This is a genomic window from Rhizobium sp. Root1204 (assembly GCF_001424965.1).
Taxonomy (GTDB): domain Bacteria; phylum Pseudomonadota; class Alphaproteobacteria; order Rhizobiales; family Rhizobiaceae; genus Pararhizobium.
In genome coordinates, this window is record NZ_LMCZ01000008.1 from 122147 (window position 1) to 134875 (window position 12729).

Genomic DNA, 12729 nt, shown 5'->3' on the forward strand with positions numbered 1-12729 from the left:
ATGGCCAAAGGACAAGTAAAAAGCAACAAGGAAGTCAGGAAGCCGAAGAAGGACAAGGTTGCAGCCAAGGCAGCCACCCCTTTCGCCGCAACGACATCCAAGGAAGTACCCAAGCTCTCTGGCGCAAAGCCGAAGAAGTAAGGATGATTGATAAGGGCGGCGCTGGCGATCTGGCGCCGCCCTTTTCTATTTCGGCTGCGATGGCGTAAAGTTGGCAATCAGCGCGTGGCGTTCGCCCGGATAGATGAGGCGTACGTGGGTGACATAGGAGCCGTTGCTCCATGTCCGCCGCTCGACCGTCAAACACGGTGTTCCACTGGGGATTGCCAAGGCCGCCGCAATCGTCTCATCGGCCGCGATGGCCCGGATCGTATGTTCGGCCGCACTCCAGGGGACACGGTTCAGGAGCCACGGCCCCGGAGCTTCAACCTCAAAGCTCTCCGCCGCCGCATCCGGTACCGCCGTCAGATTGATCAGGCGCTGCTCGAAGCAAAATGGCCTCGCGCCTCCGAAATGCGTACAGTTTATCTCCAGAATCGAAGCCGTGGCATCGAGGTCGAGCCTGTTTTTATCGTCAGCCGTGCTGCGGCGCCGGGTCTTGCTCAGCAACCGGTAGTCATAGGCTAGCCCAAGCGACTGGACCTCCAGCTTGATGTCGCGAATTTCCAATACGGCCGATTGCGCCCGTGGCTGGGTGACATAACTCCCCGACTTACGCCGCCGCTCGATCAAGCCGGTCTTTGCCAGCTGCGTCAGCGCCTTGTTCACGGTCATCCGCGAACATTTGTATTGCTCGGCCAGATCCACTTCGAACGGAATGCGGAAGCCCGGCTGCCATTCACCCGAGAGAATGCGATCCTCGATATCGCCGAGGATACGCTGATGCAGAGACAGGTCGCCTGCACTTTCGGCAAGCGGCCCATCAACAGCCTGATCGATATCCTGCAATTTCACCAAGGTCTCACCTTCCGCACATCCGGTTCGGTACTAGCAGAAACTGTGTATCGCCGCTTGCCTGGAAAGACGTGGTAGCGAACCCCGCCGCTCAGGCCAACAGTTCACGCATGGCGGCACGGAATTTCGCCGATATTTCATCCCGCTTGTGGTGACGCCCGCCTTCGACCTGCTTCCGGCCTGCCACCCAGACAGTTTCAGGTTTCGTGCCGTTGGCAAACAGCCAGGAATCCAGAGCCGCATCCTCCGTGAGATCGCCATCCGGCGCCCGCAGGCTGACGAAATCCGCGGCATTGCCGGTAGCGATCCCGGCCTTCCCGGCCAGCGCAATCCCACCACCGTCGACACCACCATCAAACAAGGCACGGCCGGTCGACTGGCCGGGGGCCGCCAGAACATTGCGGGAGCGATGCGCCAGACGCTGCGAATATTCCAGCTGGCGCAGTTCGTCCGGCAGGCCGATCAGCACGTTTGAATCCGAACCGATGCCGAATTTGCCGCCCGCCTCACCGAACACGACCGCATTGAAGGTGCCGTCGCCGAGATTGGCCTCCGTGATCGGGCAAAGGCCGGCAATCGCCTTGCTCTTAGCCATCCGGCGGGTCTCGTCGTCGGTCATGTGAGTGGCATGGATCAGGCACCAGCGGCCATCGAGCCCGGCATTGTCGAGCAACCATTCGACCGGCCGCGCACCGGACCATGCGATGCAGTCCTCGACTTCCTTGACCTGTTCAGCCACGTGAATATGGATCGGACCATCTTTCGCCATCGCCACAACGGCCGAAAGCTCATCTGGCGTCACGGCCCGCAGCGAATGCGGCGCGACACCGACCCGGCCATCCGGCAATCCCTTGACGGCGGAACGGCAGCCATCGAGCAACCGCTCGAAGCTCTCGACCGTATTGATGAACCGGCGCTGACCTTCATTCGGTGCTGCGCCGCCAAAGGTCGAATGGGCATAGAAAACCGGAAGCAGCGTGAGGCCAATTCCTGTCCATGAGGCCGCCGCAGCGATCCGTTGCGCCATTTCGGAAATGTCGGCATAGGCATGCCCATCGATATCATGATGCAGATAATGGAACTCGCCGACGCGCGAGAAGCCCGCTTCCAGCATTTCCATATAGAGCTGACTGGCAACCGCTTCAGCATGATCCGGCGTCATCGTCAGCGCAAACCGGTACATGACATTGCGCCAGCTCCAGAAGCTGTCGGCGCCGGGGCCACGAGTTTCAGCGAGGCCCGCCATGCCGCGCTGGAAAGCGTGGCTGTGCAGGTTCGGCATGCCGGGTACCAGGATATCGTGCCGCTCATCACCCGTTCGCACCGCGGTGTCCGCCTCGATCGTAGCAATCTGGCCGCCCTCGATCGTCAGCCGTACATCCTTCTGCCATCCCGACGGCGTCAAAGCCGATTTCGCATGAATGCTGGCCAAGGCCTCATCCCTTCCTGACTGCGTTGTTCAAAAAAAACCACTTGCGCTCATTTTCTTTATGTCTATACATAATGACACGAAAAGGAAAGGCTAGAAAACGATGTCTTCCATAAAATCGCCGCCAGACAGCCCCCGGCCAACCACCTGTGATCGCCTCTGGCGAAACGCACGGCTTGCGACGCTCAACCCTTCCTTGCCGGGCCTTGGCCTTGTCGAAGACGGCGTCATTGCGGTTCAGGACGGCCGCATCCTTTTTGCCGGCAACGCGGCAGAACTGCCTTTCCCGATCGAAAACGCCGCCGAGATCATCGATTGTGGCGGCCGCTGGATTACACCGGGCCTGATCGACTGCCACACACATCTGGTTCACGCCGGTGACCGCGCCAACGAATTCGAGATGCGGCTTGCAGGCGCAACCTATGAAGAAGTCGCCCGTGCCGGTGGCGGCATCGTGTCCTCGGTCCGGTCGCTACGTAAAGCGAGCGAAGATGAGCTTGTCGCCCAGTCGCTTCCCCGTCTCGACGCCTTGATGGCTGAAGGTGTGACCACCGTCGAAATCAAATCCGGCTACGGTCTCGATCTCGAAAACGAAGCCAAGGCGCTACGCGCCGCGCGCCGTCTTGGTGAAGAACGCGACGTGGCTGTTCGCACCACCTTTCTTGGTGCACATGCGTTGCCGCCGGAATTCAAGGGCGACAAGGCCGGTTACGTGGCCAAGGTCGTTGGCGAAATGCTGCCGGCCATTGCAGCCGAGGGTCTGGCCGATGCGGTCGATGGCTTCTGCGAAGGCATCGCCTTCTCGACCGATGAGATGCGGCTGGTCTTCGATGCAGCCAAGGCCCACGGCCTGCCGGTCAAGCTGCACGCCGATCAGCTCTCCAACCTGCATGGCGCAGCACTTGCGGCCGAGTATGGTGCGCTGTCGGCCGATCATCTTGAATACACCGATGAAGCTGGCGCAGAGGCGATGGCAAAAAGCGGCACCGTCGCTGTCATTCTGCCCGGCGCGTACTACTTTATCCGCGAAACCAAGAAGCCGCCAATTGATCTTTTCCGCAAAGCGGGCGTCGCCATGGCAATCGCCACCGATAACAATCCCGGCACCTCGCCGCTGACCTCGCTGCTTTTGACGATGAACATGGCGGCAACATTGTTTGGCATGACAGTCACCGAGTGCATCGCCGGCGTGACCCGCGAAGCAGCAAGAGCGCTCGGCCTCGTCGACGAAGTGGGGACGCTGGAACCCGGAAAATGGGCCGATTTTGCCATCTGGAATATCGAGCGACCGGCCGAACTCGTCTATCGCATGGGCTTCAACCCGCTGCATGCGCGCGTCCGCAACGGACATTGATTTTAAAGCACGCGGTTGGGAGACCCGTGCATTGGTGAGGACTGCACATGACCCTTATTCTGCAACCGGGCTCCGTCCCGCTTTCGACCCTCGAAACCATCTACTGGACCGGCGAACCCGCCCGTCTCGATCCATCCTTCGACAAGGGCATCGAGAAGGCCGCCGCCCGCATCGCCGAGATCGCCGCTGGCAACGCGCCGGTCTACGGTATCAATACCGGCTTCGGTAAACTCGCATCGATCAAGATCGATGCCGCCGATGTCGCCACCCTGCAGCGCAATCTGATCCTGTCGCATTGCTGCGGTGTCGGTCAGCCGCTGGCTGAAAACGTCGTCCGCCTGATTATGGCGCTGAAGCTCGTTTCGCTCGGCCGCGGCGCGTCTGGCGTCCGGCTCGAACTCGTCCGGCTGATCGAAGGCATGCTCGAAAAGGGCGTCATCCCGGTCATCCCGGAAAAGGGCTCCGTCGGCGCTTCCGGCGATCTGGCGCCACTCGCCCATATGGCAGCGGTGATGATGGGCGAAGGCGAAGCCTTCTTCAACGGCGAACAACTGGACGGCCGCACCGCGCTTGAGCGTGCCGGCCTGACGCCGGTCGTCCTTGCCGCCAAGGAAGGTCTGGCGCTGATCAACGGCACCCAGACGTCGACAGCACTGGCGCTCGCCGGCCTGTTCCGCGCCCATCGCGCCGCCCAGTCCGCTTTGATCACCGGTGCACTTTCCACCGACGCCGCCATGGGCTCGTCGGCACCGTTCCATCCGGATATCCATACGCTGCGCGGCCACAAAGGCCAGATCGACGCCGCTGCGGCCCTGCGCGGCCTGCTCAAGGGCTCGGTCATCCGCGAAAGCCATATCGAAGGCGATGAGCGCGTACAGGATCCCTATTGCATCCGCTGCCAGCCGCAGGTCGACGGCGCTTGCCTTGATCTCCTGCGCTCGGTTGCCCGCACGCTCGAAATCGAAGCCAACGCCGTCACCGACAATCCGCTGGTACTCTCGGACAATTCCGTCGTTTCCGGCGGCAACTTCCATGCCGAGCCGGTCGCCTTCGCCGCCGACCAGATCGCCCTTGCCATCTGCGAAATCGGCGCCATTTCGCAGCGCCGCATCGCCCTTCTGGTCGATCCCGCCCTCTCCTACGGCCTGCCGGCGTTCCTCGCCAAGAAGCCAGGCCTCAATTCCGGCCTGATGATTGCCGAAGTCACCTCGGCAGCCCTGATGTCTGAAAACAAGCAGATGTCGCATCCGGCCTCGGTCGATTCGACGCCGACCTCGGCCAACCAGGAAGACCATGTCTCCATGGCCTGCCACGGTGCCCGCCGCCTGCTACAAATGACCGACAACCTTTTCGCCATCATCGGCATCGAGGCACTGACCGCCGCACAGGGCATCGACTTCCGTGCCCCCCTCGTCACCAGCCCGGAACTGACCGACGCCATCGGGGCAATCCGCAAGGTTGTCCCGACGCTGGACGTCGATCGCTACATGGCAACCGACCTCAAGGCAGCCAGCGACCTCATTGCCACGGGCGCACTGAACGCCGCGGTATCTACCGGCATTCTTCCGGTTCTGGGGGCCTGACGTGAGCGTCTTCGAAGTCAAACAGGGCACATCACCGATCATTCTCGGTTTCCCTCACACCGGCACTGATGTTCCGCCGGCCATCTGGGAGCGGCTGAACGATACCGGAAGGTTGCTGACCGATACCGATTGGCATATTCACCATCTCTATGATGGTCTGCTGCCGGATGTGACGACGGTGCGGGCCACCTTTCATCGCTACGTTATTGACGCCAATCGCGATCCGGAAGGCGTCAGCCTCTATCCCGGCCAGAACACCACCGGTCTCGTTCCCGAAACGGATTTCGATGGCGTTCCGATTTGGAAGGACGGCGAAGAGCCGGCCGAAGCCGATATCGCCGCCCGCCTCACCGATTTCCACGCGCCCTATCATGCGGCACTCTTGGCCGAGATCGAGCGGGTGAAGGCGATCCACGGCATCGCCGTGCTCTATGACTGCCATTCGATCCGGTCGGATATCCCGTTCCTGTTTGAAGGCACATTGCCCGATTTCAACGTCGGCACCGATATGAGCAAGACCTGCGATCCGGCCATTCAGGATGCTACTGTCGATGTCGTTCTGAACGCCGACGGCTATACCAGCATCCTCAACGGCCGCTTCAAGGGCGGATGGACGACCCGTCATTATAGTGATCAGGAAAACGGCGTTCACACGATCCAGATGGAGTTGGCACAGTCGACGCATCTGAGCACCGAAGCCCCGCCCTTTGCCTATGACAAGACCAAGGCAGCCAAGCTTCGCATTCACCTCAAAGAGATTCTCACGCGCATCGAAACAACGGCGCTGACATTGGCACACACCAAAAGGGGAACAAAATGACCAATCCTCGTCACAATATCCGCGACGTCCGCGCCGCCCGTGGCACCGAACTGACGGCAAAATCCTGGATGACCGAAGCACCGCTTCGCATGCTGATGAACAATCTCGACCCGGAAGTCGCCGAGAACCCGCATGAACTGGTTGTCTATGGCGGCATCGGCCGCGCCGCACGCACCTGGGCGGATTTCGACAAGATCGTCGAAACGCTGAGCGATCTCAACGAAGACGAAACCCTGATGGTACAATCGGGCAAGCCGGTCGGCGTGTTCCGTACCCACAAGGATGCGCCGCGCGTCCTGATCGCCAACTCCAACCTGGTGCCGCATTGGGCAACCTGGGATCACTTCAACGAGCTGGATAAGAAGGGTCTCGCCATGTACGGCCAGATGACAGCCGGCTCGTGGATCTATATCGGCACGCAGGGCATCGTTCAGGGTACCTACGAAACCTTCGTCGAGGCCGGCCGCCAGCATTACGGCGACAATCTCAAGGGAAAATGGGTGCTGACGGGTGGTCTCGGCGGCATGGGTGGCGCCCAGCCGCTCGCCGCCGTCATGGCTGGTGCCTGCTGCCTTGCTATCGAATGCAACCCGGATTCGATCGATTTCCGCCTGCGCACCCGCTATGTCGACGAAAAAGCCGAAACGCTCGATGAAGCGATGGAGATGATCAATCGCTGGACCAAGAACGGCGAAGTGAAGTCCGTCGGCTTGCTTGGCAACACCGCCGAAATCCTACCGGAAATGGTCCGCCGCGGCATCCGTCCCGACATGGTCACCGACCAGACCTCGGCTCACGATCCGGTCAACGGCTATCTGCCAAAGGGCTGGACGATGGGAGAGTGGAAGGAAAAGCGCGAAAGCGATCCGAAGGCCGTCGAAAAGGCTGCCCGCGCCTCGATGCGCGAACATGTCGAAGCAATGATCGCCTTCCAGGACATGGGTATCCCGACCTTCGACTATGGCAACAATATCCGCCAGGTCGCCAAGGACGAGGGTCTGGAAAACGCCTTCGCCTTCCCGGGTTTTGTGCCGGCCTATATCCGTCCGCTGTTTTGCCGCGGCATCGGCCCGTTCCGCTGGGCAGCCCTGTCGGGTGATCCGGAGGATATCCGCAAGACCGATGCCAAGGTGAAGGAACTGACGCCGGGCAACAAGCACCTGCACAACTGGCTCGACATGGCCGCCGAGCGCATCGCTTTCCAGGGCCTGCCGGCGCGCATTTGCTGGGTCGGCCTCGGTGACCGCCACCGCCTCGGCCTCGCGTTCAATGAAATGGTCAAGAATGGCGAGCTTTCGGCTCCGGTCGTAATCGGCCGCGACCATCTCGATTCAGGCTCCGTTGCCTCGCCGAACCGCGAAACGGAAGCGATGAAGGACGGTTCGGACGCCGTTTCCGACTGGCCGCTCCTGAACGCGCTGCTCAACACCGCATCCGGCGCCACCTGGGTGTCGCTGCATCATGGCGGCGGCGTCGGCATGGGCTTTTCGCAGCACTCGGGCGTGGTCATCTGCGCCGACGGCTCTGACGACGCCGCCCGCCGCCTCGAGCGCGTACTCTGGAACGACCCGGCAACCGGCGTCATGCGCCACGCCGACGCGGGCTACGACATCGCCATCGACTGCGCCAAGGAAAAGGGCCTGCGACTGCCGGGTATTCTCGGCAACTGAGGTTTTAGGTCAGCTGATATTTCGGAAGCCCGGGATAGCGCAGGACCATATCGTCAACCGATATGAGAGGAACCCCTTCGATAATCGCCTGAGCAATCAGGATGCGATCGAAGGGGTCCTTGTGAAGCAACGGCAACCCGGCAATTGCGATTGCGTGTTCGCTGTTGATCGGCAATTCGATGTATCCATTTTCGAGAAGACGATAACGCAGAACGAAAGGATCGGTGCGGAAGTCATCACGTGCCAGGCCGTGCTTGATCGCTGTTTCCCAGATGCTGGCCGGGCTGAACAGAAGCTCATTGCTCGTATCTTCGATGAGTAGCCTGACGTCAGTTGGCAGCAGATCGATATCGCCCGCCGCCCAGATCAGGATATGTGTATCGAGGAGAAATCTCATCGATCTTTGAACTTGTCGGGATTGCCGTAAAACATCTCTTCGATTTCATCGGCCATCATCCTATCGAAATTATCAGGCACGATGATTTCACCCTTCATGAAACCGATCCGGCGTTTTTTCGGCATTTCGGTTTCATCCAGTGGCACGAGCTTTCCAATCGGCTTGCCGGCCTTGGCAATGATGAAGGACTCGCCCTTCGACACTTTCTCCATCAAGCGTGACAAATGCGTCTTTGCCTCGTGAATATTGACCGTTTCCATCATCGCCTTCCTTCGGACTTAGTCCACTAAACTTAGTTCACGCCGTAGGGGTTTACAATGCGCGACGAACAGACATCCTTTCCCAGCCAACTTCACGTGCTGAAGGCCACCAATCATCGCCGCATGCCGTGGAAAAACGGTGGCGGTGAGACCGTCGAGATCGCTATTTTCCCGCTGGGAGCCGATCTGTCTGCGTTCGGCTGGCGGGTCAGCATGGCAACAGTTGCCAGCGATGGCCCGTTTTCAGTGTTTGCCGGTATAGACCGCACCCTGTCGATCCTTGAGGGCGAAGGTATGGAACTGGATATTGCCGGTCGAAAGCCAGTCGTATTGACCCGAGCGTCCGAACCACTCGCATTTCCGGCCGATACAGCAACCTCGGCACGGCTGGTATCTGGCACGATCGTCGATCTCAACGTGATGACCCGGCGGGACCGCTGGGCGCACCAGGTTGAGCGGCGCGTGTTTGAAGGCGACCATCCTCTCGATGCCGAAGGCGGCGTAACGATGCTTCTGTCGCTTGGCAATCTGCGGATCGACAGCGGTGAGCACGCCGAGGAACTGACCCGGCTCGACTGTGCCATCATCGAAGGCCCTTGCCGCATCAGTTCGGATATGCCCGTTGAAGCTTATCTGGTCCGCATCAGCTCCGTTTAACGGCCATTCTTGCGGGCCAGATTGCCTAGCACATGGCAAATCAACCGGCCGACCACAGTCGCGGTCATTCCGTTGACATCGGCCTTCGGTTGAAACTCGACGATCGAAAAGCCAGCGAGTGTGCGGCCCGTCATTGCCGAGGCGATGAGATCGGTAACTTCCTCAAGCCATAGACCTCCGGGTGACATTGCGTTGACGCCTGGGCAGATCGACGGGTCCAGCGCATCGACATCGATATGGATGAGCAATGCACCATCACGCGGAATGGCGTCGGCGATCTCCACAACGCCGTTTGCCCGAACCTGACGCACCGTAACCAACCGCGAACCCCAGCGTTTCGCCGTCTCGACTTCTTCGCGGCGCGCACTGCCGACAGCGCGAAGACCGACCTGGGTCATGGAACGCACGAACGGAAGCTCGGAGGCGCGCCGCATCGTGCTGGAATAACCAAGCGGCTCGTCGCCGATCCGGTCGCGCCAGTCGATATGCGCGTCGATCTGCAGGATATGCAGCGTTTCGGCATCCGAGAAACCGCGCATGAAGGGGATGGCGGCGGAATCATCGCCACCGATGAGAAGCGGAATAGCACCGGCTGCCCGGATGTACCGGGTTGCCGCTTCAATCGCGGCGCGATTACCCGCATTATCATCATAGTGCGTAACGACATCACCCAGGTCCACGACATCCAGCGCGCCATCGTTCAGCAAAGGCCCATCGAAATCGAAATCCCAATGATCGACATGCACGGACGCTTCAGTGATCGCCCTGCGGACAGCATCCGGCGCTGATATACCAGGCTTATCGGGAATACTGCGGGGATAAGCCGTTCCATGAACAGCACCAAAAATCGCGACCGATCCCGCTTGGGCGTCGCTCGCGGCTGGCAGATTAAAGAAAGTCTCTCGTACCGGCTGAAGTGTGTAGGTCATGCTCATGCAGCCCGCGCTGCCAGAAATCGGTCCATTGCCGCGAACGAAAACGCTCCAATCGGCAGATCGGTGCCGCCATCCAGAGCCAGATCAGCCAGGATTTCGCCGACGACGCTGGTGAACTTGAACCCGTGCCCGGAGCAGGGTGACGCCACGACGATGCGTTTGTCACCCGGCATCAGGTCGAGCAGGAAATCCTCACTCGGCAGCATCGTATAGCGGCAGGTGGTGGAGCGCACGCGCAAGCCGGCCGCAGTTGGTAGACGGCGCTTGATAAAGCTGTCGAGCAGATCCGTATCCCTGTCATTGACGGGCGGATTGGGCTGGTTCGGATCGATCGGCTCGCGGAAATGCGCATGACGGCCCACTTTGACACCGTCGACGCCGATCGCCGGAAAGCCGAAGAACGAGCCATTCTCTCCCTCGTCGCGAATGAACACCGGCATGCGCTGCGGCATCGTGACGAAACCGTCCGTTGGCTGGTACCAGGAGACCACCTGCTTGATCGGCACCGCATGATCGCGCAACGCCGGCACCAGCTCGCCAATCCACGAGCCGGTCGCGATGATCACCTTGCTGGCATGATAACGTCCGGTCTCAGATACGATGATTACGCCACTCTCGCCCGGCTCGATCGCGGTCACCTTCTCGCCGAAATGCAAAGCCGCCCCATCGGCGGCGGCCAGCTTGAGATGACCCATGACCGCCGCTTCAGGCCGCAGATAGCCGCCCTGCGGGTCGAGCAATGCGATCTCGTCAGCATCCAGCGAAAACACCGGAAAACGGCTGCGCATCTCGTTTGGATCCAGCGTTTCCAGCGGCAGGTTGTGTAGCGCGCAGCTCTTCCTGGTGCCGCTGACGATCTTGCTGTCAGGCTTGCCAATCTGCAGCACGCCGGTGATCGTCAGGATATCTTCGCGCAACCGTGCTTCCAGAGCCCGCCAATTGGCATAGGCGCGCTGCAGCAATGGCACATAGGATGGATCCTCGAAATAGCCGAGCCGGATCAAACGGCTATCGCCATGCGACGAACTCAGCGCATGGGCCGGATAGTAGGCATCGATGCCGATTGCCTTGACGCCGCGCGCGGCCAGATGCGCAATGGCGGCACTCCCCATGGCGCCAAGGCCGACAACAGCAACGTCGAAATGGGCGGTCATGGCAGTATCCTTCCGGGAATTTCAGGTGTGTGGAGGCAGCGGTCTGCGCAGGAGATCGCGGGCCTTTTCCAAATCCCAGCCGAGCGGCCGGTCGTCGGCATAGGTTGGCACATCCGCACGGATATGGCGATAGAGTAGATCGGTCCCCGCTGCTCTCGACGCAACGCCCGTTTTGAAGTCCTGCGCCTGTGCGGCGGCGGCAAACTCGATTCCGAAGATCTGTTCAGCGTTGTCGATGACAGCAAGAAGCTTGTTGGCGGCGGCCGTCGGATGTCCGAGAAAATCCTCCTGCAGTGCCGACGTAATGCCGCCATCAAGGCTGGCGGGCGCGCCAAGACGCCGGTTTTCCGCCGCAAGCGCAGCTGCCGTATATTGCGCGATCATGAAGCCGGAACCAGCACCCGGGTCCGCAGCCAGAAACGCAGGCAGGCCGCTGACCAGCGGATTGACGAGACGGTCGATCCGGCGCTCGCTCATCATCGAAATCTGGGCAATAGCGATGGCGAGGCTATCCAGAGCCTGGCCAAGCGCCGGGGCGACGGCATGGGCCTCGGAGGAGACCACCGGTGCTTCCGGCGTGCCGGAGACAGCGGGATTGTCGGTGACGGAGGCCAGTTCCTGATTGACGACGGCACTCGCAAAATCGAACACGTCCCACCCGGCACCATGGGCATGCGGAACGGAACGCAGGCTGAGGGCGTCCTGTGTGCGCACGCCTTGCGCGGCCTCGATCAATCCGCTCCCGGCCAGCCGCTCGCGCAAGGTCCTGCCGACCTTCTCGATCCCCGCAGACTTGCGAAGCGCGAGCACATCCGCGTCAAAGGCTGCCATCTGGCAGCCAAGCGCTTCGATCGTCAGTGCGGCAATGGAGTCGGCCCAATCCAGCAGCTGCTCCGCCCGCTGTAAGGCGACCGCTCCAAGCCCCACGGAGCAGGCCGTGCCATTGACGAGGCTCAGGCCTTCCTTCGCCTGCAAAACAAGTGGCGCAACGCCAAGCGTCTTCAACGCCTCGGCACCGGTCACCATGTTACCCTTCAACCGGGCCTTGCCCTCGCCGATCAGCACCAGTGCGATATGCGCATTGTGGCTGAGATATCCGGCCGACCCTTTGGATGGCACTTCGGGAATGCAGTCTTCGCGCAGAAAGGTTTGCAGCAGTTCAACGATCGCCGGGCGCACACCGGAATGGCCGTGTGAAAAATTGGCGATCTGGGCTGCGATGATCGCGCGGACTTCCCGCGCTTCCAGTCGTGGGCCGACGCCACAGGCGTGACTGAGGATAATATTGCGCGACAAGCGGCTTTGAGAAGGACGGTCAACGACCGTATCAGCAAGAGCACCAACGCCGGTATTGACACCATAGGCCCGTACGCCGCTTTCAACGATCGCCGAGACAATGTGGCTTGCCGTCTCAACCCGCTGTCTGGCCGCATCGGAAAGAGTAAGCGTTGCGCCACTGGCAACCGCCGCTACGGCGCGCCAGTCGAGCGCGCTCTCAAGCACGATATCCTGCACG

General features: G+C 60.8%; 13 protein-coding genes. 6 read left to right on the forward strand and 7 right to left on the reverse strand.

The annotated features are described in order from the left end of the window. The gene (locus ASC96_RS33310; protein WP_164491962.1) at nucleotides 1–141 is read left to right on the forward strand and encodes a hypothetical protein; all 141 of its coding nucleotides are present in this window, start codon (nucleotides 1–3) and stop codon (nucleotides 139–141) included. A gap of 45 nt (nucleotides 142–186) precedes the next feature. On the opposite strand, the gene hutC is transcribed toward ASC96_RS33310, so the two are convergent. After that, on the reverse strand, nucleotides 187–948 hold the full coding sequence (hutC, locus tag ASC96_RS11040) for a histidine utilization repressor (protein ID WP_244481989.1): 762 nt from the start codon (nucleotides 946–948) through the stop codon (nucleotides 187–189). Between the two features lie 97 nt (nucleotides 949–1045). Then, nucleotides 1046–2386: a formimidoylglutamate deiminase gene (locus ASC96_RS11045; RefSeq protein ID WP_060503091.1), complete on the reverse strand. Its 1341-nt coding sequence runs from the start codon at nucleotides 2384–2386 to the stop codon at nucleotides 1046–1048. 100 nt (nucleotides 2387–2486) lie between these two features. On the opposite strand from ASC96_RS11045, the gene hutI reads away from it, so the two are divergent. From hutI to hutU, 4 genes are read left to right on the forward strand one after another with little or no spacing between them, the layout of a single operon-like run. Further along, a complete protein-coding gene (hutI, locus tag ASC96_RS11050) occupies nucleotides 2487–3737 on the forward strand; it encodes an imidazolonepropionase (protein WP_060503092.1) in 1251 nt (416 codons plus the stop codon). A 47-nt stretch (nucleotides 3738–3784) separates the two neighbouring features. Then, on the forward strand, nucleotides 3785–5320 hold the full coding sequence (gene hutH, locus ASC96_RS11055; RefSeq protein WP_060503093.1) for a histidine ammonia-lyase: 1536 nt from the start codon (nucleotides 3785–3787) through the stop codon (nucleotides 5318–5320). Nucleotide 5321: 1 nt separating this feature from the next. Further along, nucleotides 5322–6140, forward strand: a complete 819-nt coding sequence (hutG, locus tag ASC96_RS11060; protein ID WP_060503094.1) for an N-formylglutamate deformylase — start codon at nucleotides 5322–5324, stop codon at nucleotides 6138–6140. Beyond that, nucleotides 6137–7810 carry a urocanate hydratase gene (gene hutU / locus ASC96_RS11065; protein ID WP_060503095.1) on the forward strand — a complete coding sequence of 558 codons (1674 nt, stop codon included), beginning with the start codon at nucleotides 6137–6139 and terminating at the stop codon, nucleotides 7808–7810. Before hutG ends, hutU begins: the two co-directional genes overlap by 4 nt. A gap of 4 nt (nucleotides 7811–7814) precedes the next feature. On the opposite strand, the gene ASC96_RS11070 is transcribed toward hutU, so the two are convergent. Beyond that, a complete protein-coding gene (locus ASC96_RS11070; protein ID WP_060503096.1) occupies nucleotides 7815–8207 on the reverse strand; it encodes a type II toxin-antitoxin system VapC family toxin in 393 nt (130 codons plus the stop codon). Next, on the reverse strand, nucleotides 8204–8467 hold the full coding sequence (locus ASC96_RS11075; RefSeq protein ID WP_060503097.1) for a type II toxin-antitoxin system prevent-host-death family antitoxin: 264 nt from the start codon (nucleotides 8465–8467) through the stop codon (nucleotides 8204–8206). The genes ASC96_RS11070 and ASC96_RS11075 overlap by 4 nt, the downstream gene beginning before the upstream one ends. A gap of 57 nt (nucleotides 8468–8524) precedes the next feature. Here ASC96_RS11075 and ASC96_RS11080 point away from each other — a divergent pair, with 57 nt between their 5' ends. Further along, entirely contained in the window at nucleotides 8525–9124 is a 600-nt protein-coding gene (locus ASC96_RS11080) for a HutD family protein (RefSeq protein ID WP_244481985.1), read from the forward strand. On the opposite strand, the gene ASC96_RS11085 is transcribed toward ASC96_RS11080, so the two are convergent. Genes ASC96_RS11085 through hutH (ASC96_RS11095) form a run of 3 tightly spaced genes read right to left on the reverse strand, consistent with a single transcriptional unit; the run spans nucleotide 9121 to nucleotide 12728 of the window. Next, nucleotides 9121–10053, reverse strand: a complete 933-nt coding sequence (locus ASC96_RS11085) for an arginase family protein (protein WP_162246342.1) — start codon at nucleotides 10051–10053, stop codon at nucleotides 9121–9123. The genes ASC96_RS11080 and ASC96_RS11085 overlap by 4 nt on opposite strands. Nucleotides 10054–10055: 2 nt before the next feature. Beyond that, nucleotides 10056–11213 (reverse strand): N-methyl-L-tryptophan oxidase, encoded by a 1158-nt coding sequence (gene solA, locus ASC96_RS11090; RefSeq protein ID WP_060503099.1) that lies wholly within the window; start codon nucleotides 11211–11213, stop codon nucleotides 10056–10058. Nucleotides 11214–11234: 21 nt separating this feature from the next. Continuing rightward, nucleotides 11235–12728, reverse strand: coding sequence for a histidine ammonia-lyase (hutH, locus tag ASC96_RS11095; RefSeq protein WP_060503100.1), 1494 nt, complete (start codon nucleotides 12726–12728; stop codon nucleotides 11235–11237). Nucleotide 12729 lies beyond the last annotated feature (1 nt).

Coding starts and splice junctions, on each gene's coding strand:
- ASC96_RS11070 (WP_060503096.1), bottom strand. CDS start 8,207: ATGAGATTTCTCCTCGATACACATATCCTGATCTGGGCGGCGGGCGAT.
- hutI (WP_060503092.1), top strand. CDS start 2,487: ATGTCTTCCATAAAATCGCCGCCAGACAGCCCCCGGCCAACCACCTGT.
- ASC96_RS11085 (WP_162246342.1), bottom strand. CDS start 10,053: ATGACCTACACACTTCAGCCGGTACGAGAGACTTTCTTTAATCTGCCA.
- ASC96_RS11080 (WP_244481985.1), top strand. CDS start 8,525: ATGCGCGACGAACAGACATCCTTTCCCAGCCAACTTCACGTGCTGAAG.
- ASC96_RS11075 (WP_060503097.1), bottom strand. CDS start 8,467: ATGGAAACGGTCAATATTCACGAGGCAAAGACGCATTTGTCACGCTTG.
- ASC96_RS33310 (WP_164491962.1), top strand. CDS start 1: ATGGCCAAAGGACAAGTAAAAAGCAACAAGGAAGTCAGGAAGCCGAAG.
- hutH (WP_060503093.1), top strand. CDS start 3,785: ATGACCCTTATTCTGCAACCGGGCTCCGTCCCGCTTTCGACCCTCGAA.
- hutU (WP_060503095.1), top strand. CDS start 6,137: ATGACCAATCCTCGTCACAATATCCGCGACGTCCGCGCCGCCCGTGGC.
- solA (WP_060503099.1), bottom strand. CDS start 11,213: ATGACCGCCCATTTCGACGTTGCTGTTGTCGGCCTTGGCGCCATGGGG.